This is a genomic window from Amycolatopsis sp. N2S4-7, from assembly GCF_058119595.1.
In genome coordinates this window covers 3,308,096-3,331,211 of the sequence record NZ_CP172299.1, presented here as the reverse complement: position 1 = coordinate 3,331,211, position 23,116 = coordinate 3,308,096, and the positions used below count along the sequence as shown (strand labels likewise).

Here is a 23,116-nt window from a genome sequence, read left to right as displayed (position 1 = left end):
CCCAGTGCGGCCCTGGCCAGGAACGCCCTACCCGCTCGGCGCGACCTACGACGGAGTCGGGACGAACTTCGCCCTGTTCTCCGAGGTCGCCGAGCGGGTCGAACTGTGCCTGTTCGACGCCGAGGGCAAGGAAACGCGGCACGCGCTCGAAGAGGTGGACGGCTTCGTCCACCACGGCTACCTGCTCAACGTCGGGCCCGGGCAGCGGTACGGGTTCCGGGTGCACGGCCCGTACGACCCGAAGCGCGGCCTGCGCTGCAACCCGAACAAGCTGCTCATCGACCCGTACGCGAAGGCCGTCTCGCACGGCGTGAAGTGGGACGAGTCGCTGTTCGGCTACCAGTTCGAGAACCCGGACGAGCGCAACGACGACGACTCGGCGGGCCGGGTGCCGTACTCGCTGGTGGCGAACCCGTTCTTCGACTGGGGCAACGACCGCCAGCCGAAGCGGCCGTACAACGAGACGGTCATCTACGAGGCGCACGTCAAGGGCATGACCGTGCATCACCCGTTCGTGCCCGAAGCGCTGCGGGGCACCTACGCCGGTCTCGCGCACCCCGCCGTGGTGGAACACCTGCAGAAACTCGGGGTGACGGCGGTGGAACTGCTGCCGGTGCACCAGTTCGTCACCGACCACGGGCTGGCGGAGAAGGGCCTCACGAACTACTGGGGCTACAACACGATCGGTTACTTCGCGCCCCACGACTCGTACGCGGCGATGCCCGGCGAGGGCGGCCAGGTCCAGGAGTTCAAGGGCATGGTCAAGGCCTTCCACGAGGCCGGCATCGAAGTGATCCTCGACGTGGTTTACAACCACACCGCGGAGGGCAACCACCTCGGGCCGACGCTGTCGATGCGGGGCATCGACAACGAGGCCTACTACCGGCTGGTGGAGGGGGAGCCCGAGTACTACATGGACTACACCGGCACCGGGAACTCCCTGAACGTGCGCAACCCGCACACCCTGCAGCTGATCATGGACTCGCTGCGGTACTGGGTGACGGAGATGCACGTCGACGGCTTCCGCTTCGACCTCGCTTCGGCGCTGGCGCGCGAGTTCTACGACGTCGACCGGCTGTCGACGTTCTTCGACCTGGTGCAGCAGGACCCGATCGTCAGCCAGGTGAAGCTGATCGCCGAGCCGTGGGACGTCGGTCCCGGTGGCTACCAGGTCGGCAACTTCCCGCCGCTGTGGACGGAGTGGAACGGGCAGTTCCGCGACACCGTCCGGGACTTCTGGCGGGGCGAGCCGTCGACGCTGGGCGAGTTCGCGTCGCGGATCACCGGCTCGTCCGACCTCTACCAGGACGATGGCCGCCGCCCGTTCGCGTCGATCAACTTCGTCACCGCGCACGACGGCTTCACACTGCGGGACCTGGTGTCCTACAACGAAAAGCACAACGAGGCCAACGGCGAGGACGGCCGCGACGGCGCCGACGACAACCGCTCGTGGAACTGCGGCGTCGAAGGCGAGACCGACGATCCCGAGGTGCTCGCCCTGCGCGCCCGGCAGCAGCGCAACATGCTGGCGACGCTGATGCTGTCCCAGGGCGTGCCGATGATCCTGCACGGCGACGAGTTCGGCCGCACCCAGCAGGGGAACAACAACGTCTACTGCCAGGACTCGGCACTGTCCTGGATGGACTGGGAGCTGGCCAAGGAGAACACGGACCTGGTGAAGTTCACCGGCGGGCTGGGCGCGTTCCGGCACAAGCACCCGGTGTTCCGCCGCCGCCGGTTCTTCCAGGGCGGCCCGGTCGGCAAGGGCGCGAAGCTCGGCGACATCGCCTGGTTCACCCCGGCCGGCGAGGAGATGACCGAGCAGAACTGGGACGACGCCTTCGGCAAGGCGGTCGTCGTCTTCCTCAACGGCAAGGCGATCCCGGACCTCGACCAGCGCGGGATGACGGTCGAGGACGACTCGTTCCTGCTCGCCTTCAACGCGCACTACGAGGACATCGACGCGACACTGCCGGGCAACGGTTACGGCCACTCCTGGACCGTCGTCGTCGACACCGCGACCGGCGAGGTGGAGCCCGCCGACGCGAAGCCGATCGAGGGCGGCGGCCAGTTCACCCTCCCCGCCCGGTCCCTGATCGTCCTGCAGCGAACGGAGCCCGAATGACGGTGCCGGAGTCGACGTACCGGGTGCAGCTGCGCCCCGAGTTCACCTTCGCCGACGCGGCCGGCATCGCCGGGTACCTGCGTGACCTCGGCGTCGGCGCGCTGTACGCGTCGCCCGTGCTGGACGCCGCGCCGGGCTCGACCCACGGCTACGACGTCGTCGACCCGACGCGCGCGCGGCCCGAGCTGGGCGGCGAGGCGGCCCGGCGGGAGCTCGGCGAGCTGCTGAAGGAACTCGGGCTGGGCCTGGTCGTCGACATCGTGCCGAACCACATGTCGGTCGAGGTGCCGAAGGCGAACCGCTGGTGGTGGGACGTGCTGAAGCACGGCCGCGGCTCGGAGTTCGCCCCGTACTTCGACATCGACTGGGATCGCGGCCCGATCCTGCTGCCGGTGCTGGGCGACGACGACGCCGTCGCGGAGCTGTCGGTCGAGGACGGCGAGCTCGTCTACTACGACCACCGGTTCCCGCTGGCCCCCGGCACGGAAGGCGGGACGCCGCAGGAGGTCCACGAGCGCCAGCACTACCGCCTGGCCGGCTGGCGCCGCGGCAACGCGGAGCTGTCCTACCGCCGGTTCTTCGACATCACGAACCTCGCCGCGGTCCGCGTCGAGGACCCGACGGTGTTCGCGGCGACGCACGGCGAGGTGCTGCGCTGGGTGGCCGACGGCGACGTCACCGGCCTGCGCGTCGACCACCCGGACGGCCTCGCCGACCCTGGCGGCTACTTCCGGCGGCTGCGGGAGAACGCCCCGGGCGCGTGGATCGTGGCGGAGAAGATCCTGCACCCGGGCGAGCCGCTGCCGCAGAGCTGGCCCGTCGACGGCACCACCGGCTACGACGCGCTGCGCGAGATCGCCGGCGTCTTCGTCGACCCGGCGGGGGAGCCCGGCTTCACCGAGCTGGCCACCGAGCTGGGCGTGAAGACCGGCTACCACCGCGTCGAGGCCGAAGCCCGGCGGCTGGTCACCGACCGCATCCTCGTCGCCGAGGTCCGCCGGATCGCGGCGCTGCTGCGGGACGTCGAGACCGAGGCTGCCCGGCAGGCGGTGGCCGAGACCATGGTCGCCTTCCCCGTCTACCGCTCCTACCTGCCCGAAGGCGCGGCGAACTGGGCCGCCGCCATCGAAGGCGCGCGCCAGGCGCGGCCCGACCTCGGGAAAGCGCTCGACGCCCTCGACGCGCAGGTCCGCGCCGAGCCGGACGGCGAACTGGCCACCCGGATCCAGCAGACGTCCGGCATGGTCGTCGCCAAGGGCACCGAGGACACGACCTTCTACCGCTACACCCGGTTCGCCGCGCTCAACGAGGTCGGCGGCAACCCGGACCGGTTCGGCCTCGGCGTCGAGGAGTTCCACCGGCTGGCCGCCGAGCGCGAGGCCGGCCACCCCGCGGCGATGACGACACTGACCACGCACGACACCAAGCGCTCGGAGGACACCCGCGCCCGGATGGCCGTGCTGGCCGAGCTGCCCGGCGAGTTCGCCGGGGCGGTCCGCCGCTGGACCACCCGCCGCGGGATCGCCGAGCCGTCGCTGAACCTCCTCGCGTGGCAGACGCTGGTCGCGACCTGGCCGATCGAGCCGGCCCGGCTGCGGGACTACCTCGACAAGGCGGCCAAGGAAGCCAAGCTCCGCACCAGCTGGACCGACCACGACGAGAAGTTCGAGGCCGACGTCGCCGCCTGGCCCGAGGACGTCACGAGCGACGCCGAGCTGGCCAGGGACGTTGCCGAGTTCGTCGCCCGGATCGAGCGGCCGGGCTGGGTGAACTCCCTCGGCCAGAAGCTGGTGCAGCTGACCGCGCCCGGCGTCCCGGACGTCTACCAGGGCACCGAGCTGTGGGACTTCTCCCTGGTCGACCCGGACAACCGGCGCCCGGTCGACTACGCGGCCCGCCGCGAGATCCTGGCCCGGATCACCGGCGGCGAGCTGCCCGACGTCGACCCCTCGGGCGCGGCGAAGCTGCTGGTGGTGCACCGGGCGCTGCGGCTGCGGCGGGAACACCCCGCGCTCTTCCACGGCTACCGGCCCCTGCGGGCCGAAGGGCCCGCGGCGGAGCACTGCCTCGCCTTCACGCGCTCGGCCGACCTGGCCGTGGCGGTGACCCGCCTGCCGATCGGCCTCGACGCCGCCGGCGGCTGGCGCGACACCGTGCTGCCGCTGCCCGGCGGCGTCTGGACCGACGTCCTGACCGGCCGCGAGGTCACCGGTGACCTGGCCACCCTGTTCGAGCGGTACCCCGTCGCGTTGCTGGTCCGAGGAGACGCATGAGGTTCAGCGTGTGGGCCCCGTCGGCCCGCCGGGTCCGGCTGAGCGCCGACGCCGGCGTGCGCGAGATGACCGCCGGTGACGGCGGCTGGTGGCACGCCGACGCCGACGGCGTCAACTACGCCTTCCTGCTGGACGACGACGAGAAGCCGCTGCCCGACCCGCGGTCGCGGTGGCAGCCCCACGGCGTCCACCAGGAGTCGCGCGTCTACGACCACGCCGAGTTCGAGTGGACGGACGACGCGTGGCACGGGCGGCAGCTGCCCGGCGGCGTCCTCTACGAGCTGCACGTCGGCACGTTCACCGAGGGCGGCACCTTCGACCCGGCGATCGACCGGCTCGACCACCTCGTGGACCTCGGCATCACGCACGTCGAGCTGCTGCCGGTCAACTCCTTCGACGGCACCGCCGGCTGGGGCTACGACGGCGTCCTCTGGGGCGCGGTCCACGAGCCCTACGGCGGGCCGGACGGCTTCAAGCGGTTCGTCGACGCCGCCCACGCGCGCGGCCTGGCCGTCGTGCTCGACGTCGTCTACAACCACCTCGGGCCGTCGGGGGCCTACCTCGACCGGTTCGGGCCGTACTTCGCCGGGCAGAACGACTGGGGTCCGGGCCTCAACCTCGACGGACCGGGCTCCGACGAGGTCCGGCGGTACGTGATCGACAACGCGCTGAGCTGGTTCCGCGACTTCCACGTCGACGCGCTGCGCCTCGACGCGGTGCACGCGCTGCTCGACCGGCGGGCCGTCCACCTGCTCGAACAGCTCGCCACCGAGACCGAGGCCCTGTCGGCGGCGCTGAACCGGCCGCTGACGCTGATCGCCGAGTCAGACCTCAACGACCCGAGGCTGGTCACGCCCCGCGAGCGCGGCGGGTACGGCCTGCACGCGCAGTGGTCGGACGACTTCCACCACGCGCTGCACGTCAAACTCACCGGCGAGGAGACGGGCTACTACACCGACTTCGCCGCGCAGGACGCGATCGAGCGGGTGCTGCGCGAGGTGTTCTTCCACGCCGGGACCTGGTCGTCGTTCCGCGAGCGCACCCACGGCCGCCCGGTCGACACCCGGACCGTCCCCGGCCACCGCTTCCTCGGCTACCTGCAGAACCACGACCAGATCGGCAACCGCGCGACCGGCGACCGGCTGTCCGCGACGGTCGCACCGGGCCGGCTGGCCTGCGGCGCCGCGATCCTCTTCTGCTCGCCGTTCACGCCGATGGTGTTCATGGGGGAGGAGTGGGCCGCGAGCACGCCGTGGCAGTTCTTCGCCTCCTTCCCGGACCCGGAGCTGGCCGAGGCGGTCCGCACGGGCCGCCGTCGCGAGTTCTCCCGGCACGGCTGGGGCGAATCGGACGTGCCGGACCCGATGGACCCGGCCACCGTCGAACGCTCGCGGCTGGACTGGGCCGAGCCGGAGCGTCCCGGTCACCGGGAGGTGCTGGCGCTGTACCGTGCGTTGATCCGGCTGCGCCGGGAGCGGCCCGAGCTGGCCGACCCGTCGGTCGCGGACCTGCGCGTCGACTCCGCGCCGGACGGGTCCTGGCTCGTGCTGCACCGCGGCGCGCTGCGGCTGGCCGTCAACTTCGGCCCCGGCCCGGTGACGTTGCCGCTCGGGACGGCCGTGTCGCTGCTCACGTGGGGAGAGGCCACGGTGGACGGTGGGGCCGCGCACCTGCCCCCGGACACCTTCGTCGTAGCCGAAACGACACCCTGACAGCGGTTGCCTCCGGGTAACTCCTTGGTCATGACGCGCACGGACCACCTTCGATCTGGGACGATTCAGGAATGGCCCTACGACCCTCCGCCGACCACGTCCTCGCCGGTCGCCCCTTCCCGCTCGGTGCCCACCCCGAGGCCGGCGGGGTGCGGTTCGCGATCACGTCCGCCGTCGCGGACGCCGTCGAGCTGTGCCTGATCGACGCCGACGGGTCCGAACGCCGGATCGCGCTCACCGAGCGCACCTTCGGCGTCTGGCACGGCCTGGTGCCCGGGGTGACGCCGGGGCAGCGGTACGGCTACCGGATCCACGGCCCGTACGACCCCGCCCGCGGCCTGCGGTGCAACCCGCACAAGCTGCTCCTCGACCCGTACGCCCGGCAGATCACCGGCGGGCTCACCGACCTGCGCGCGGCCCAGGGCTTCACCGGCGACCCGGAGCGCGGCCCGATGTCCACTGTGGACTCCCTGGGCAGCGTGCCGCTGTCGGTGGTCGCCTCGCCGGGCGGCCCGGACACCGGCATCAAGCCGGAGGTGCCGTTCGAGGAGGCGGTGGTCTACGAGCTGCACGTCAAGGGGTTCACCCAGCGGCACCCGTTCATCCCGGAGGCGCTGCGCGGCACCTACCTCGGCCTGGCCCACCCGGTGGCGATCGAGTACCTGACCCGGCTCGGCGTCACCTCCGTGGAGCTGCTGCCGGTGCACTCGTTCCTCGACGAGCCGTCGCTGATCCGCGCGGGGCGGCACAACTACTGGGGCTACTCGCCGCTCGGCTTCTTCGCGCCGCACGCCGCCTACGCCAGCGAACCCGGCCACGAGGTCGAGGAGTTCCGGCTGATGGTGGCCGCCCTGCACGCGGCCGGCATCGAGGTGATCCTCGACGTCGTGTTCAACCACACCTGCGAAGGCGGGCCGGACGGGCCGACGCTGAGCTTCCGCGGGCTGAACGCGCCGGTGTACTACCTGCACACCGAGCGCGGGCACATGGCCGACATCACCGGCTGCGGCAACACCCTGGAGGCCGGGTCCCCGACCGTGGTGCGGCTGGTCACCGACTCGCTGCGGTACTGGACGCAGGAGCTCGGCGTCGACGGCTTCCGGTTCGACCTGGCCAGCACGCTCGGGCGGCCCCGCGGCGGCGTGTTCGACCGCAACTCGACGATGCTCACCGCGATCACCACCGACCCGGTGCTCTCGCGCTGCAAGCTGATCGCCGAGCCGTGGGACGCGACCGGCGAGGGCTACCGCGTCGGCGACTTCGGCGCCCAGTGGGCGGAATGGAACGGCCGCTACCGCGACACCGTCCGCGACTTCTGGCGCGGCGCGACCGGCGTGCGCGACCTCGCCTACCGGCTGTCCGGTTCGTCCGACCTGTACGACCACAACCTGCGGCGGCCGTGGCAGTCGATCAACTTCGTCACCGCGCACGACGGCTTCACGCTGCGGGACCTGGTGTCCTACAACGAAAAGCACAACGAGGCCAACGGCGAGGACAACCGCGACGGCGGCAACGACAACCGCTCGTGGAACCACGGCGCCGAAGGCGACACCGCCGACCCGGGGATCCGGGAGCTGCGGGCGCGGCAGGTGCGCAACCTGTTCGCCACGCTGCTGCTGTCCACCGGCACCCCGATGCTCACCGCGGGCGACGAGTTCTGGCGGACCCAGCGCGGCAACAACAACGCGTACTGCCTCGACGACGAGACGTCCTGGTTCGACTGGACGCCGGACGACCCCGAGGCCGAGGCCATGCTCGCCTTCGCGCGCCGGGTCGTGCGGCTGCGGGCGAGCAGCCCGGCGCTGCGGCAGCCGGAGTTCTTCGAAGGCCGGACCACGCCCACCGGCAAGCCGGACCTGATCTGGTTCCGCCCGGACGGCGAGGAGTTCGGCGAGAGCGACTGGTTCGAGGACCGCCACACGCTCGGCATGTGGATCGACGGCTCGAACAGCCAGGCCCGCAACCGCGAGGGCGAACTGGTGTCCGACCACTCGTGGCTGCTGTGGCTGCACGCCGGCGACGCGCCGGCCGAGGTCGTCCTGCCCGGCCGGGAGTACGGCGAGACGTTCAAGCCGACCCTCGACACGAGCACGGCGGACGGCAGCCCGGCCAACCCGGGTGCGCTGGAAGCCAAGAGCCGGCTGACGCTCCAGTCCCGCTCCCTGCTCCTGCTCCGGGCCCCGCGCCTGGCCGCCGAGCCCCAGCCCGAGCCCTACTGACCCGCACCGCCCGGACGACACGCGTACTCAGCCGGACGACTCGCGTACTCAGCCGGACGACTCGCGTACTCAGCCGGACGACTCGCGTATCCAGCCGGACGACACGGGCGGGAACCGGGCGGGCCGTCGTGTCGTCCGGCCAGGTACGCGTGTCGTCCATCTGCGTACGCGTGTCGTCCGCCCAGGTACGCGTGTCGTCCGTTCGGGTACGCGTCGTGGCCGTTCGGGTCCGCGTGTCGAGCGGGCCGGTTCGCCCCGGGTTGTAACCTCCCGGTCATTCGCCGGAAATTCCTTGCGGCGAAAGCGTTTCGTCCGCGGATGGCTGGGTACACCGGAAGAGAACCCTGCCTCGTGGGCGCTTGATCGAGTCAGGCAGACTGTCGCCGTCTGCGTCCAACCGACACACCGAGGGGCGTTGCCCATGACCGGCCGGCTCGGCATCGACGACGTCTCCCCCAGCGTGAGCTGCGGCCGGTATCCGGCCAAAGCCGTTGTGGGGGAACACATCCCGGTCTTCGCGACCGTCTGGCGGGAAGGCCACGACGCCGTCGCGGCCACCGTCGCGTGGCGCGGCCCGGACGACCGGCTGACGCGCCAGACGCGGATGGCGCCGCGTGGCTCCGATCACCCGGACGAGTTCTCCGCGGTGATCGTCCCCGACACCACCGGCATGTGGACCTTCCGCATCGACGCGTGGGGCGATCCCTGGGCGACGTGGGAGCACAACGTCGAGGTGAAGGTCGCCGCCGGGCAGGGCCCCGAAGACCTCGCGAACGACCTCGAGAACGGCGCCCGGCTGCTGGAGCGCGTCTCCCGCCGCCCGGACCGCCGGGCGGAGAAGGCGCTGCTGACCGGCGCGCTGACCGCGTTGCGCGACGAAGGCCGCAGCCTCGCCGAACGCGTCGGGCCCGCGCTCTCGCCCGAGGTCCGCCAGCTCATGCACGAGTTCCCGGTGCGCGAGCTGATCACCAAGGGCAAGCCGCACAAGGTGTGGGTCGACCGCAGGCGCGCCGCGTACGGCTCCTGGTACGAGCTGTTCCCGCGCTCCACCGGCGGGCTCGACGCCGAGGGCAAGCCCGTGCACGGCACCTTCGCCACCGCCGCGGCCGCGCTCGACCGCGTCGCCAAGATGGGCTTCGACGTCGTCTACCTCCCGCCGATCCACCCGATCGGCCGGGTGAACCGCAAGGGGCCCAACAACACCCTCGACGCGACCCCGGACGACGTCGGCTCGCCGTGGGCGATCGGCTCCGACGAGGGCGGCCACGACGCCATCCACCCCGACCTCGGCACCTTCGAAGACTTCGACGCCTTCGTGGCCCGCACCGAAGAGCTGGGCATGGAGGTGGCGCTCGACTTCGCGCTGCAGGCCGCGCCCGACCACCCGTGGACGCTGAAGAACCCGGAGTTCTTCACCACCCGCCCGGACGGCTCGATCGCGTACGCGGAGAACCCGCCGAAGAAGTACCAGGACATCTACCCGATCAACTTCGACAACGACCCCAAGGGCGTCTACGAAGAGATGCTGCGGGTCATCACGGTCTGGATCGACCACGGGGTGAAGATCTTCCGGGTCGACAACCCGCACACCAAGCCGCCGGACTTCTGGGCCTGGCTGATCCAGTCGGTCAAGGACGCCCACCCGGACGTGCTGTTCCTGGCCGAGGCGTTCACCCGCCCGGCGCGGCTGTGGGGCCTGGCCCGGCTCGGCTTCACCCAGAGCTACACCTACTTCACCTGGCGCACCGGCAAGCAGGAGCTGATCGACTTCGCGATCGACCTGCGGGAGCACTGGAACGAGGGCCGGCCGAACCTGTTCGTCAACACCCCGGACATCCTCCACGAGTCGCTGCAGCGCGGCGGCCCCGGCATGTTCGCGCTGCGGGCGGCGCTCGCGGCGACGCTCTCGCCGACGTGGGGCGTCTACTCGGGGTACGAGCTGTTCGAGCACGTCCCGGTCCGCGAGGGCAGCGAGGAGTACCTCGACTCCGAGAAGTACCAGCTGCGCCCGCGCGACTTCGAGCGCGCGCTCGCCGAAGGCCGTTCCCTGGAGCCGTGGCTGACGAAGCTGAACACCGTCCGGCGGGCGCACCCGGCGTTGCAGCAGATGCGCACCCTGCACTTCCACCACGTCGACAACGACGCGCTGCTGGCCTACTCCAAACAGGACCCGGCCACCGGCGACACCGTGGTCACCGTCGTCACGCTCGACCCGTACGGGCCCCAAGAGGGCACGCTCTGGCTCGACACGGCGGCACTGGGCTTCGAGGCGCACGAGCGGCTGATCGCCCACGACGAGGTCACCGGCGACACCTGGGACTGGGGCCCGGCGAACTTCGTCCGGCTCGAACCCTGGCGAGCGGTGGCCCACGTCGTGTCGGTGAGACGCCGGCTGGCCGGCTGAACACGGAAGGACAGGGACACGAGGGACGAGGTGGAACTCATGGCGGAAGACGCCCGGCCCGACGCGGCTTTGGGGCTGGAGGGAGTGCCGCACACCGGTGAGGCGATCACCGCTGACGGCATGCTCGTGGAACCCCAGGCGGGGGACTTCCGCTCGGCGCAGCAGGCGCCGAGCAACCCGCAGTGGTTCAAGGGCGCGGTGTTCTACGAGGTGCTGGTGCGCGCGTTCGCCGACTCCAACGGCGACGGCACCGGCGACCTGCGCGGGCTGGCCGGCCGCCTGGACTACCTGGCGTGGCTCGGCATCGACTGCCTGTGGCTGCCGCCGTTCTACGCGTCGCCGCTGCGCGACGGCGGGTACGACATCAGCGACTTCCGCGCGGTGCTGCCGGAGTTCGGCAGCGTCGAGGACTTCGTGTTCCTGCTCAACGAGGCCCACCGGCGCGGCATCCGCGTGATCACCGACCTGGTGCTCAACCACACCTCGGACGCGCACCCGTGGTTCCAGCAGTCCCGCAGCGACCCCGACGGCCCGTACGGCGACTACTACGTGTGGAGCGACGACGACTCCCGCTACGCCGACGCGCGGATCATCTTCGTCGACACCGAGACGTCGAACTGGACGTACGACCCGGTGCGCGGCCAGTTCTACTGGCACCGGTTCTTCTCCCACCAGCCCGACCTGAACTACGAGAACGCCGACGTCCAGAACGCGATGATCGACGTCCTGCGGTTCTGGCTCGACCTGGGCATCGACGGGTTCCGGCTGGACGCCGTGCCGTACCTGTTCGAGCAGGAGGGCACCAACTGCGAGAACCTGCCGCGCACGCACGAGTTCCTCAAGCGCTGCCGCAAGGTCGTCGACGACGAGTACCCGGGCCGGATCCTGCTGGCCGAGGCCAACCAGTGGCCCTCGGACGTCGTCGAGTACTTCGGCGACCCGGCGGTCGGCGGCGACGAGTGCCACATGGCGTTCCACTTCCCGCTGATGCCGCGGATCTTCATGGCGGTGCGCCGCGAGTCCCGGTTCCCGATCTCGGAGATCCTCACCCAGACCCCGGAGATCCCCAGCGGCACCCAGTGGGGCATCTTCCTGCGCAACCACGACGAGCTGACCCTCGAGATGGTCACCGACGAAGAGCGCGACTACATGTACGCGGAGTACGCCAAGGACCCGCGCATGAAGGCCAACATCGGCATCCGCCGCCGGCTGGCCCCGCTGCTGGACAACGACCGCAACCAGCAGGAGCTGTTCACCGCGATGCTGCTTTCCCTGCCGGGCTCGCCCGTTCTGTACTACGGTGACGAGATCGGCATGGGAGACAACATCTGGCTCGGAGACCGCGACGCGGTGCGCACCCCCATGCAGTGGACCCCGGACCGCAACGCCGGGTTCTCCGCGTGCGACCCGGGCCGGATCTACCTGCCGGTGATCATGGACCCGGTCTACGGCTACCAGGGCCTGAACGTCGAGGCGCAGTCGAACAACTCGTCGTCCCTGCTCAACTGGACCCGGCGGATGATCGAGGTGCGCAAGCAGCACCACGCGTTCGCCGAAGGCGAGTTCACCGACCTCGGCGGGTCCAACCCGAGCGTGCTGGCCTACAAGCGCCAGTGGCGGCGCCCGGACGGCGGCGAGGACGTCGTGCTCTGCGTGAACAACCTCTCCCGGTTCCCGCAGCCGGTGGAGCTGGATCTTTCCGCGCACCGCGGGTGCACGCCGGTGGAGCTCACCGGCGGGGTGCGGTTCCCCAGCATCGGGGACCTGTCCTACCTGCTGACGCTGCCGGGGCACGGCTTCTACTGGTTCCAGCTGACGAGCCCGGGAGACGAAGGCGAAACGAGGTGAGTCCCTTGTCCGACCCGCGTGGGCTGGTCGACGAACTGGCCGACGACCTGAAGCAGTGGCTGCCGGAACAGCGCTGGTTCGCCGGCAAGGACCGGCCGGTGACCGGCATCCGGCCGCTCGGCGTGACCGAGCTGGTCTCCGGCGATCCGCAGCTGCTGCACGTCGTGATCGAGGTCGCCCAGGACGACCGGCGCGAGCCCTACCAGCTGCTGGTGGGCCGGCGGACGCACCCGCCGGAGATCGCGTCGACCAGCTGGATCGGCGCGGGCGGGGACCTCAACGCCTACGAGGCGTCCGGGGACCTCGACCTCACCGGCGTCCTGCTGGACCTGATGGCCCGCGAGGAGAACGTGGGCTCGCTGATCTTCGAGCACGAGCCCGGCATCGAGCTGGACACCGGCCTGCGCGCCCGGCCGATCACGTCGGAGCAGAGCAACACCTCCCTGGTCTACGGCGGGCAGTACATCCTCAAGCTGTTCCGCAAGCTGACGCCGGGCAAGAACAAGGACCTGCTGCTGCACCGCGCGCTGCAGGGCGTCGGCAGCAAGCACATCGCGCAGCCGCTCGGCTCGATCACCGGCGACCTGGACGGCGAGCCGACCACGGTCGGCATGCTCCAGCAGTTCATCCCGGACGCCGTCGACGGCTGGGCGATGGCCACCACCAGCGTCCGCGACCTGATGGCCGCGCCCGACCTGCACGCCGAGGAGGTCGGCGGCGACTTCGCCGGCGAGGCCGAGCGGCTCGGGCGCGCCGTCGCCGAGGTGCACGCCGACCTCGCCACGGCCCTCGGCACCGAACCGGTCGACGCCGACGAGCTCGAGCGCTCGACGAAGGCGATGCTCGACCGGCTCGACGCGGTCGCCGGCCGGGTACCGGACCTGGCGGCGCACGCCCCGGCGCTGCGGGCGGCGTTCGAGAAGCTGCGCGTGCTGCCCCCCGACTCGGTGACCATGCAGTACATCCACGGCGACCTGCACCTGGGCCAGGTGCTGCGCACGGTCGGCGGCTGGCTGCTGATCGACTTCGAGGGGGAGCCCGCAGCGCCGGTGGAGGAGCGCCACGCGCTCCGGTCGCCGTTGCGCGACGTCGCGGGCATGCTGAGGTCGTTCGACTACGCGGCCCAGCAGATGCTGGTCGGCCAGCCGGACGACCCGGCGCTGGCCGAGCGTGCGCTGGAGTGGTCCGACCGCAACCGGACGGCGTTCTGCGAGGGCTACGCCGCGGTCGCGGCGGACCCGCGAGACCAGGGCGAGCTGCTGCGCGCCTTCGAACTGGACAAGGCGGTCTACGAGGTGGGCTACGAGCACGCGAACCGGCCGGACTGGCTGGGCGTGCCGCTCGCTTCGATCGCCCGGATCACGAGCTGAGAGGGATGACACCGTGAACGCCGTTCCGGAAGGCCTCCCCGCCGCGGCCCCGCCGGCCGCCGACATCGACCGGCTGCTGGCCGGGTCCCACCACGACCCGCACTCGGTGCTGGGCGTCCACCAGGTGCGCGGCGGGTACGCGGCCCGGGCGCTGCTGCCCGGCGCCAAGGCCGTCGCACTGCGCGCGGGCGGGCACCGGTACCCGATGGAGCCGGTGATCGACGCGCTGTTCGCCGTCGCCGTGCCGGAGCACCCCGGTGACTACCGGCTGGAAGTCGAGTACGACGGGCACGCCGTCACCGCCGACGACCCGTACCGCTGGCTGCCCACGGTCGGCGAGCTGGACCTGCACCTGATCGGCGAGGGCCGCCACGAGCGGCTCTGGGAGGCGCTCGGCGCCCACCTCCGGTCGTACGAGACGCCGAACGGCGTCGTCGAGGGGACGTCGTTCGCGGTGTGGGCGCCCAACGCCCGCGGCATCCGCGTCATCGGCGACTTCAACGGCTGGGACGGGCGCGGGCACCCGATGCGCTCGCTCGGCTCGTCCGGGATCTGGGAGCTGTTCGTGCCCGGGGTGGGCGACGGCACCTGCTACAAGTTCCGGATCCTCGGCGCCGACGGGAACTGGCACGAGAAGGCCGACCCGATGGCGTTCGGCACGGAGAAGCCGCCCGCGACGGCGTCGGTGGTCACCCGCTCGGCGTACGAGTGGGAGGACGACGAGTGGATCGCCACGCGTGAGGCGACCGAGTGGGCGGCGGCGCCGATGAGCGTCTACGAGGTCCACCTCGGTTCGTGGCGGCCCGGCCTGGACTACCGGGAGCTGGCCGACCAGCTGGGCGACTACGTCCTCGAAACCGGTTTCACGCACGTGGAGCTGCTGCCGGTTTCGGAGCACCCCTTCGGCGGCTCGTGGGGCTACCAGGTGACGTCGTACTACGCGCCGACGTCCCGCTTCGGCTCGCCGGACGACTTCCGCTACTTCGTCGACCGCCTGCACCAGCGGGGGATCGGCGTGCTCGTGGACTGGGTGCCCGCGCACTTCCCGCGCGACAGCTGGGCGCTGGCCCGCTTCGACGGGACGCCGCTGTACGAGCACGCGGACCCGCGCCGCGGCGAGCAGCCCGACTGGGGCACGCTCGTGTTCGACTTCGGCCGCAACGAGGTGCGCAACTTCCTGGTCGCCAACGCGCTGTACTGGCTCGACGAGTTCCACCTCGACGGCCTGCGAGTCGACGCCGTCGCGTCGATGCTGTACCTCGACTACTCCCGCAAGGACGGGGAGTGGCTGCCCAACCAGTACGGCGGCCGCGAGAACCTGGACGCGGTGAAGTTCCTGCAGGAGCTGAACGCGACCGTCTACAAGCGACACCCGGGTGTCGTGATGGTGGCCGAGGAGTCGACGGCGTGGCCGGGCGTCACGCGGCCGACGCACCTGGGCGGGCTCGGCTTCGGCTTCAAGTGGAACATGGGCTGGATGCACGACACGCTCCGGTACCTGTCGCACGAGCCGATCCACCGCGCGTACCACCACAACGAGATGACGTTCTCGCTCGTGTACGCGTGGAGCGAGAACTTCGTGCTGCCGCTGTCGCACGACGAAGTGGTGCACGGCAAGGGATCCCTGTGGGGCCGGATGCCGGGCGACGCCTGGAACAAGGCGGCCGGGCTGCGCTCGCTGCTGGCGTTCATGTGGGCGCACCCGGGGAAGCAGCTGCTGTTCATGGGCGGCGAGTTCGGCCAGGAAGGCGAGTGGTCGGAGCAGCGGTCGCTGGACTGGCACCTGCTGGAGGAGCCGCTGCACCGCGGCGTGCAGGACCTGCTGCGGTCGCTGAACGCGGTCTACCGGACCTGCCCGGCGCTGTTCAGCCAGGACATCTCGCCGGACGGCTTCCGCTGGATCGACGCGAACGACTCCAGCGGCAACGTGCTGAGCTTCCTGCGCGTCGGCGCCGACGGCTCGCGGCTGGCCTGCGTGGCCAACTTCGCCGGCGTCCCGCACCACGACTACCGCGTCGGCCTGCCGGCGGCGGGCCGCTGGCGCGAGGTGGTCAACACCGATGCCGAGGCCTACGGCGGTTCCGGGGTCGGCAACCTGGGCGCGGTGGAGGCGACGGAGGAGCCGTGGCACGGCCAGCCGGCCTCGGCGGTCCTCCAGCTGCCGCCCGCGGGTGTCCTCTGGCTGCTCGAGGAGAAGAGCCCGGAGGCCGTCGAACTGCCGCTTCCGTGACGGGCGGCCCGGCGGGGCCGGAGAAAAAGACTCCGCCGGGCGCGCGTCGCGGGCTTACCATCGGGGCATGGACGGCGCTGATGGCGTCCTTGCCAACCTGATCCTCTTCGCCGTGGTCTGCCTGGCCCCCACGGTCCTGTTCTGGTGCGCCCTGCGCGTCCCCCGGCTCGTCGGCTGGATCCGGGAGAAGCGCGCGAAGCCGCAACCCCAGGGCCCGCCGATCGAACGCGTCGCCGCCGACCTGCGCCGCGTCCACCGGCTGCTCGCCGGCTACCCCTCCGGCACCCCGGCCGCGCGGCGGTTCGGCACCCGGCAGGCGTACGACGAGCTCCTCACGCAGGCCTGCCGCCAAGTCGGCGTGCCGCACCGGCTCGCCGAGCTGCCCGAGGGGATGGACCGCGAGATCGAACGCCTGCGCGTCGAGCAGTCGCTGCGGGAGCGCGGCCTGGCCGTGCCCTGAGTTGTACGGGACGTGTACGCGCGCGGAGCACGCTCCCGGCATGCGATTCCTCATCGGCTTCGTGACGCTGCTGCTGCTCGGCCTCGCGACACCGGCGCACGCCGCCGCGAGCTTCCCGCGGCTGGACGCGGCGACCGTCGACAGCTATCGGCTCACCGCGGGGGACACCTTCGCCACCTACGCCGGCCGGATCGGGCAGCTGGACAAGAAACTCCCCGCGCGCGGGCTCGCGGAGCTCCTCGGTGACGCCAACCGCAAGGCCCGCCCGCTCTGCCACCCGACGTACCTCGCTTCGACGCTGAAGCCCGCCGGCTTCTGCTGGGAAGACGGGAACGACGACAAGACCAACGACTGGATCCCGCAGGGCCTCACCGGCTCCGGCGACGCGGACCCCGCCACCGGAACCGTCGGGGGCAAGCGCGTCGTCGCGACGTCGTGGCACACACCCGGTGACACCATGGTCCGCCTGTCCTTTGTGGACGCCTCCGGGCTCGGGTACCGGCACGTCCTCCTGGTGGAGCCGACGTCGGACGCGAACTTCGCCGTCGTCGCCGGCCACGGGCACGGCCTGACCTGGTCCGGGAACCTGCTCTACGTCGCGACCACCGGCGGTCTGATCCGCGTCTTCGACACCACGCACTTCTGGAAGGTCGACGACAGCTCCGCGACGGTCGGGCTCGGCAGCGACGGCCGGTACCACGCCGCGTACTACGATTACGCGATGCCGCAGGTCGGCGCGTACTGGTACCCCGGCGGCGGCGCGTGCACGACGGCGACGGGCGCGCGGCCCTGTCTGTCGACGCTTTCCTTCGACCACACCGATTCCACGTTCGTCACCGCGGAGCACGTGCCGGCCGCGGCGGGCGGGCGCGTCCTGAAGTGGCCGTTCTCCGCCGGGCGCCTGGTGACCGCGGCCGACGGTCTGGTGCACGCGAAGGAGGGCTTCTCCTCGCCGGTGTGGGGGATGCAGGGCGCGGTGTCGCGCAACGGGTACTTCGTGTTCACCGGCGTCTGCCCGGAGTACGCCGGCGTGGCCGGCGACCACCCGTCGTGCCTGCACGGCGGGGTCGGCGGCGTGTCGACGTCCCGGTTGCCCGGGCAGGCACCGGTGAACAGCCAGAACCTCTCCTACTGGCCGGCCACGGGCGAGCTGTGGCTGCTCAACGAGCAGCTGCGCGAACGCGTCACCGTGCACGTCCCCTGGACGGCCCTCACCGGCCGGCCGTGACTCACAGCGCGATCTGGGCGAGCCGCCTCTAGGAAACCTGCCCGAGCCGGGCCCGTTCCTGGTCGATCATGTTGAGAGTGCCAAGATCCCGCGTGAACGAGTCTCTGATCTCGTTCAGCCAGGAAGAATACTCGATGGTGGACTCGCCACTCCGGAGCCTGATCGAAATCGATCCGCGGACGCACCTTCGCGCTTCCGCGGATCCGGCTCCGTCGTCGGCGAGCAGAGCGTCGGCCAGGTGTTGCTGCGCCCAAGCCATTCCGCGCCGGTCGTCTACCGCCCGGAACTCCGCAAAGGCGCGTCTGAAGAACTTGCGGGCGGAACTACCGTCACCACGTCGCTGCTTGATCTTTCCCAAGAGGTTCAGGGCGACGGCCCTGGTTCGGCCAGTGCTGATCTTTTCCTCGGCGGCGGCGATGCGCTCCGCCTCGTCAAGCTCGTCCAAGTCGAAGAGGACGCGCGCCAGCGCAGTATGTGCGTACTGGAAGGCAGACTTCGATCCTTTTGAATCGCTCGGGAGACGGCTCAGCGCTCTTCGGAGGATCGACAATCCGTTCTCCGGCTTGCCGGCTTCGCGCCAGGCGTCGGCGAGAACTCTGGCGACGGAGTAGTGGAGCGTTCGATCGGCGTTGACGACCGAGATGCTTTGCAGCGCGGTGATCGCGGAGTTTGCTTCACCGAGTATCAGCTGGCAGTGTGCGTAATGGTAGTAGATCCACGGGTTCTGGTTGTCGTTGTGGATGACGTGCCAATGGCACAGATCTCTCAGCGGGCGGTAATAACCCAGCCGTTTGGCGTCGCCGGCGATCGCTTCGATGATTTCGACGGATTGTGTCGAGTCTCCCGCGGCCTGCGCGTACCGGCCTGAGCGTACCGCGGCAGCCAGGACTCGGGAACTCAATCCTTCCCGGCGGCGCCGCATCAGGGGAGCCTTGGTGAACCGGACCAGGTCGCCCAGGTATGACTTGCGCAGCTCCTCGGGAGTGTCGTTGATCGTGTGTTCGGCGACAAAAGGGTGGACGCTCCAGCCGCCCTTGGTCCGTGCTTCGACCAGGAGCAGGGCCTGAAGATGGCTCAAGGATTTTCCGCGCTCCGACTCTGGAACCGATTTCTGTGCCCCCCGGGAAATCGGCTCGGTGACATCGGGCTGAGCCAGTGAAAACAGCCTGAGAAGCGTCAGTTCGTGCTCCGAGAGCTCGTTCTTGATCTCCGCGAACCAGCTTTCGGTGAGGTGCGTCCGGGTGAGCTCGCCTTCGAGCAGCCGCTGCGGATCTCGGGAGAACCGTGTGACGAGCACGGAGAAGAACCTGATAGCGAGCGGCAATCCGCCTGTCTTGGCGCACAACCGGCGGGTCAAGGCCTTCGTCAGGTCGGAGACTCCGAAGGTGCGCAGGAGTCCGGAGACTTCGGCCGCGGTCCATGGGCGGACGGCGAGCTCAGGGCTGTCGGTCAAGCCGGTCGCGGCCCGGTTGACGATGACGAGATGGCCAGGGCCGCCCTGTGCGTTCGCGGCTTTGATCAGCGGGGAAAAGCTCGACGTGTTCCCGTTGTGGAAGTCGTCGAGGACGAGGAGCGTCCGGCTCAGCCGGAGAATGTTCGTCAGGTGTTTCGACTTCAATCCCGGCGTGAGGTCGGGAGAACTAATGTACTGCGGTGGCAGCCACGCCAGCATCTCGTCGAGGGTGCCGCCCTCGGGCACGTCGTACCAGAGGGCGGAGCGGTGCTCCGGCAGGCGTCGGGAGGAAACGGTGTACTGCGCGACGAGACGGGTCTTCCCGCTTCCGGAAAGTCCACAAAGTGTCGTCATGCCAGCGTGCACGAGGGACTCAGCGATCAGTTCGATCTGGTCCGGCCTGACGACCGAGTCCTGAGAACTGGGTGGCTTGAACAGCTCTTCGATGGCAGGAACCGGCGCGGATTCCGGTTCCTTGTCCTGTTCCCGTAGCCATCGTTCGAGGTGCTTCGAGAACAGTTGACGTAGGTCATCTTCGCCGTTGAACTCGTCGGTGGCCTGTTCCGGGGGCAGTTCTTGGCGGAATGACCTGAGCGCTGCGAACTGATCCGCCTCGATCGCCGACTGAGGAATGTCCCTGGTGGCGAAATAGATCCAGATGTCGGGTCTGCTGGTCTTCCGCCAGGCGTCCCAGGCGAGTCTGAGCTCATGGGCGGTCCCCGACGGGTCCTGGGCGACGGGAGTCCCCAAGCGCGACCAGAAGACGGCCACGATGAGATCGGCCTCGGTGATCCGCATTCGGTTGTCGGCTAGTCCTTGTGGGCCTTGGGCGTGCATTCCGGGGCCGGAGTCAGTACGCCAGTGCCAGACTTCGAGCTCTACGTTCCGCTGCCAATGGTTCGCCTGGTTGATGACGTCGCGGAGGGTCTCGACCTCCATGGAAACATCGTCGGGAGCGACCAGGACGATGCGACACGGAGGTTTTCGGTCGAGCGCTGCCATCGGCTGTCCCCCGTCGTCGGTCGCCATGCGCGGGGCGCGCACTGGTGGTGGCCGGTATCTCAACTCCAGTCGCTACCTCAGTTCGCTAAGTTACACACTGAGAACCGGTCACAGCATCAGCGGTCGTCGACGGCCGCACCGAGACGGCATCGGCAAGTCGCCCGGTCGGCCGACTTGCCGATGCCCCCTGTGCAAGTGTCAAGCCGAGGTCAGAGCGCGATCTCGGCGAGCCGGGCGATGTCGTCGAGCTCGTCGGTGGCGGGGTTGAAGATCAGTTCGTCGGCCCCGAGGTCGCCGAAGGCCTGGACGGCTTCGCGGATCGAATCCGGGGTGGTGCGCACCCCGGAGGCGATGAAGTCGGCCGCGTCGCCCATGTTGCTGTAGTAGTCGCGGACCTTCCCCCGGCCCTTGTCGGGCTCGCTGAGCGCGAAGTACGCGATCGCGACGAGCCGCGGCTCGCCGTCGCGGCCGGCTTCCCGCCAGGCGGCGCGGGCCTGCTCGAACGACCCGGCGACCATCTCGGGCGGCATCGACCCGGCGACGTACCCCTCGCCCCACTTCGCCATCCGCGCCAGTGCCTTCGGCGCGAACCCGCCGAACAGCAGCGGAACCTCGCGGGTGCCGGGCGGCACGGCGGGGTTGTCGCCGCCGCCGACAGGCTTGCCGGTCCACACGTCGCGGTAGACCTCGAGGTCGGCGTCGATCCGCTTGCCGAGCCCCTTCGGGCCGAGGCCGTCGGCGACGAAGTCGTCCTCGCGGCCGCCGATCCCGATGCCGAGGGTGAGCCGGCCGCCGGAGACGCCGTCGATCCCGGCGATCTCCTTCGCCAGCAGCACGGGCGGCCACACGGTGCCGAGCAGGACGTTGCTGACCAGTCCGATCGTTTTGGTGGCGCCGGCCGCGGCGGCGAGCGCGACGGTGTCCATCACGCCGGGGTAGGCGATCCGGCCGACGGTGCCGAGCGTCGAGAACCCGGCCTCTTCGGCGTTCGCCGCCCAGGTCGGGATGACGTCGGGGCGCATGTCACGGACCTGGTTCGGCAGTCCGATACCGATCTTCACGGGGACCCTTTCGGGGAGTAGGTGATCTTGACTCCCAAGATCCCCGAAAACGGAGAACCCCGCCACCACTTGAGCCGTGGTGGCGGGGATCTTCGGTGTCCCGCAAGGAAAAGGTCAGTCCAGGTAGTCCCGCAGGACCTGCGACCGCGACGGGTGACGCAGCTTCGACATCGTCTTCGACTCGATCTGCCGGATGCGCTCACGGGTCACCCCGTACACCTGGCCGATCTCGTCGAGCGTGCGCGGCTGGCCGTCGGTGAGGCCGAAGCGCAGCCGGACCACGCCCGCCTCGCGCTCGGACAGCGTCTGCAGCACCGACTGGAGCTGGTCCTGCAGCAGGGTGAACGACACCGCGTCGACCGCGACGACCGCTTCGGAGTCCTCGATGAAGTCGCCGAGCTGGGAGTCGCCCTCGTCGCCGATCGTCTGGTCCAGCGAGATCGGCTCGCGCGCGTACTGCTGGATCTCCAGGACCTTCTCCGGGGAGATGTCCATTTCCTTCGCGAGCTCTTCCGGGGTCGGCTCGCGGCCGAGGTCCTGGAGCAGCTCGCGCTGGATGCGGCCCAGCTTGTTGATGACCTCGACCATGTGCACCGGGATGCGGATGGTGCGGGCCTGGTCGGCCATCGCGCGGGTGATCGCCTGGCGGATCCACCACGTGGCATACGTCGAGAACTTGTAGCCCTTGGTGTAGTCGAACTTCTCCACCGCGCGGATCAGGCCGAGGTTGCCCTCCTGGATGAGGTCCAGGAACGCCATGCCGCGGCCGGTGTAGCGCTTGGCCAGCGACACCACGAGCCGGAGGTTCGCCTCCAGCAGGTGGTTCTTGGCGCGCTCGCCGTCACGCACGATCCACTTGAGATCGCGGCGCATCTGGGTGACGAGCTTCTCGCCCTCCTCCTCGGCGGTGCGCACGCGCTCGGCGGCGTAGAGCCCGGCCTCGATCCGCTTGGCGAGCTCCACCTCCTCCTCCGCGTTCAGCAGCGCGACCTTGCCGATCTGCTTGAGGTAGGCACGCACGGAGTCGGCGGACGCGGTCAGCTCGGCGTCCTTGCGCGCCTGGCGCAGCGCCTCCGACTCCTCCTCGTCCCAGACGAAGTCCGGGTTGTCGGAGCTCTTGGCGGCCGCCTTGTCCGCCGCGGCCCCGCGACGGCGCTGCGCCGGGGTCTCCTCGTCGGACTCGTCGTCGTCATCGTCGTCGGCCGAGTCGGCGTCCGGCTCGTCGTTGACCGTCTCGTCGACCACGTCGACCTCGACCTCTTCCAGGTCCGACAGGTCGGGCGTGTCGAGTTCGACGTCCTCGAGGTCGGCGGGGCCGTCCGGCTCGCCGTCTTCGGTCTTCGCGCCCTTGGTCGCGGGCTTCTTCGCCGGTGCCTTCTTGGCCGGAGCCTTCTTGGCAGTGGTGGTCTTGCGGGCCGCTGGCTTCGCCGTCCCGGTGGCTGCCTCTTCGGCCGGCTCGCCGGCTGCGGTCGCTGTCTTCGTCCCGCCTCGGGTTGCGGTTCTTGCGGCTGCCACTTACGCCCTTTCGCAGCGGTCGATCATGACGAGCAACGGCCCGGGGCCATTGCTGCCTCACATTCGGGGATCACGCCTCGGCCTGCGGTTTTGGCCTCCGCAGCCGTGGGCCGTGTTCCATTGTAACGACGGTACGCGCATGCGTCGCGAAGCGATCACCCTCCCGCCCGCCGCGGGTGCCCGATCCGCGGTGCGATCGGGGCCGGATCAGTGCCG

Annotated in this window: 13 protein-coding genes; 10 read left to right on the top strand and 3 right to left on the bottom strand. The window is 70.4% G+C overall.

From position 1 onward, the window contains the following. Window positions 1-4: 4 nt before the first annotated feature. The 10 genes from glgX (ACH54P_RS15460) to ACH54P_RS15415 all read left to right on the top strand — a co-directional run bounded on the left by glgX (ACH54P_RS15460) (window position 5) and on the right by ACH54P_RS15415 (window position 17,869). Window positions 5-2,125 carry a glycogen debranching protein GlgX gene (glgX, locus tag ACH54P_RS15460; RefSeq protein ID WP_489913233.1) on the top strand — a complete coding sequence of 707 codons (2,121 nt, stop codon included), beginning with the start codon at window positions 5-7 and terminating at the stop codon, window positions 2,123-2,125. Beyond that, window positions 2,122-4,398: a malto-oligosyltrehalose synthase gene (gene treY, locus ACH54P_RS15455; protein ID WP_489913232.1), complete on the top strand. Its 2,277-nt coding sequence runs from the start codon at window positions 2,122-2,124 to the stop codon at window positions 4,396-4,398. Before glgX (ACH54P_RS15460) ends, treY begins: the two co-directional genes overlap by 4 nt. Then, window positions 4,395-6,110, top strand: a complete 1,716-nt coding sequence (treZ, locus tag ACH54P_RS15450) for a malto-oligosyltrehalose trehalohydrolase (protein WP_489913230.1) — start codon at window positions 4,395-4,397, stop codon at window positions 6,108-6,110. Before treY ends, treZ begins: the two co-directional genes overlap by 4 nt. 71 nt (window positions 6,111-6,181) lie before the next feature. Further along, the gene (gene glgX / locus ACH54P_RS15445) at window positions 6,182-8,329 is read left to right on the top strand and encodes a glycogen debranching protein GlgX (RefSeq protein WP_489913228.1); all 2,148 of its coding nucleotides are present in this window, start codon (window positions 6,182-6,184) and stop codon (window positions 8,327-8,329) included. Between the two features lie 421 nt (window positions 8,330-8,750). Next, window positions 8,751-10,733: a maltotransferase domain-containing protein gene (locus ACH54P_RS15440; RefSeq protein ID WP_489913226.1), complete on the top strand. Its 1,983-nt coding sequence runs from the start codon at window positions 8,751-8,753 to the stop codon at window positions 10,731-10,733. Window positions 10,734-10,772: 39 nt separating this feature from the next. Further along, entirely contained in the window at window positions 10,773-12,581 is a 1,809-nt protein-coding gene (treS, locus tag ACH54P_RS15435) for a maltose alpha-D-glucosyltransferase (protein WP_489913224.1), read from the top strand. Window positions 12,582-12,586: 5 nt separating this feature from the next. After that, entirely contained in the window at window positions 12,587-13,951 is a 1,365-nt protein-coding gene (locus ACH54P_RS15430; protein ID WP_489913222.1) for a maltokinase N-terminal cap-like domain-containing protein, read from the top strand. A gap of 13 nt (window positions 13,952-13,964) precedes the next feature. Further along, complete coding sequence (glgB, locus tag ACH54P_RS15425) at window positions 13,965-16,181, top strand: 1,4-alpha-glucan branching protein GlgB (protein WP_489913220.1); 2,217 nt, start codon at window positions 13,965-13,967, stop codon at window positions 16,179-16,181. A 67-nt stretch (window positions 16,182-16,248) separates the two neighbouring features. Then, window positions 16,249-16,641 carry a hypothetical protein gene (locus ACH54P_RS15420; RefSeq protein WP_489913218.1) on the top strand — a complete coding sequence of 131 codons (393 nt, stop codon included), beginning with the start codon at window positions 16,249-16,251 and terminating at the stop codon, window positions 16,639-16,641. A gap of 40 nt (window positions 16,642-16,681) precedes the next feature. Next, the gene (locus ACH54P_RS15415; RefSeq protein ID WP_489913216.1) at window positions 16,682-17,869 is read left to right on the top strand and encodes a hypothetical protein; all 1,188 of its coding nucleotides are present in this window, start codon (window positions 16,682-16,684) and stop codon (window positions 17,867-17,869) included. A 28-nt stretch (window positions 17,870-17,897) separates the two neighbouring features. Here the strand turns inward: ACH54P_RS15415 and ACH54P_RS15410 are convergent, their stop codons facing one another. The 3 genes from ACH54P_RS15410 to ACH54P_RS15400 all read right to left on the bottom strand — a co-directional run bounded on the left by ACH54P_RS15410 (window position 17,898) and on the right by ACH54P_RS15400 (window position 22,900). Beyond that, window positions 17,898-20,261: an AAA family ATPase gene (locus ACH54P_RS15410; RefSeq protein ID WP_489913214.1), complete on the bottom strand. Its 2,364-nt coding sequence runs from the start codon at window positions 20,259-20,261 to the stop codon at window positions 17,898-17,900. 272 nt (window positions 20,262-20,533) lie between these two features. Next, on the bottom strand, window positions 20,534-21,385 hold the full coding sequence (locus tag ACH54P_RS15405) for an LLM class flavin-dependent oxidoreductase (RefSeq protein WP_489913212.1): 852 nt from the start codon (window positions 21,383-21,385) through the stop codon (window positions 20,534-20,536). Window positions 21,386-21,499: 114 nt separating this feature from the next. Further along, the gene (locus tag ACH54P_RS15400; RefSeq protein ID WP_489913210.1) at window positions 21,500-22,900 is read right to left on the bottom strand and encodes an RNA polymerase sigma factor; all 1,401 of its coding nucleotides are present in this window, start codon (window positions 22,898-22,900) and stop codon (window positions 21,500-21,502) included. Between the last annotated feature and the right edge of the window lie 216 nt (window positions 22,901-23,116).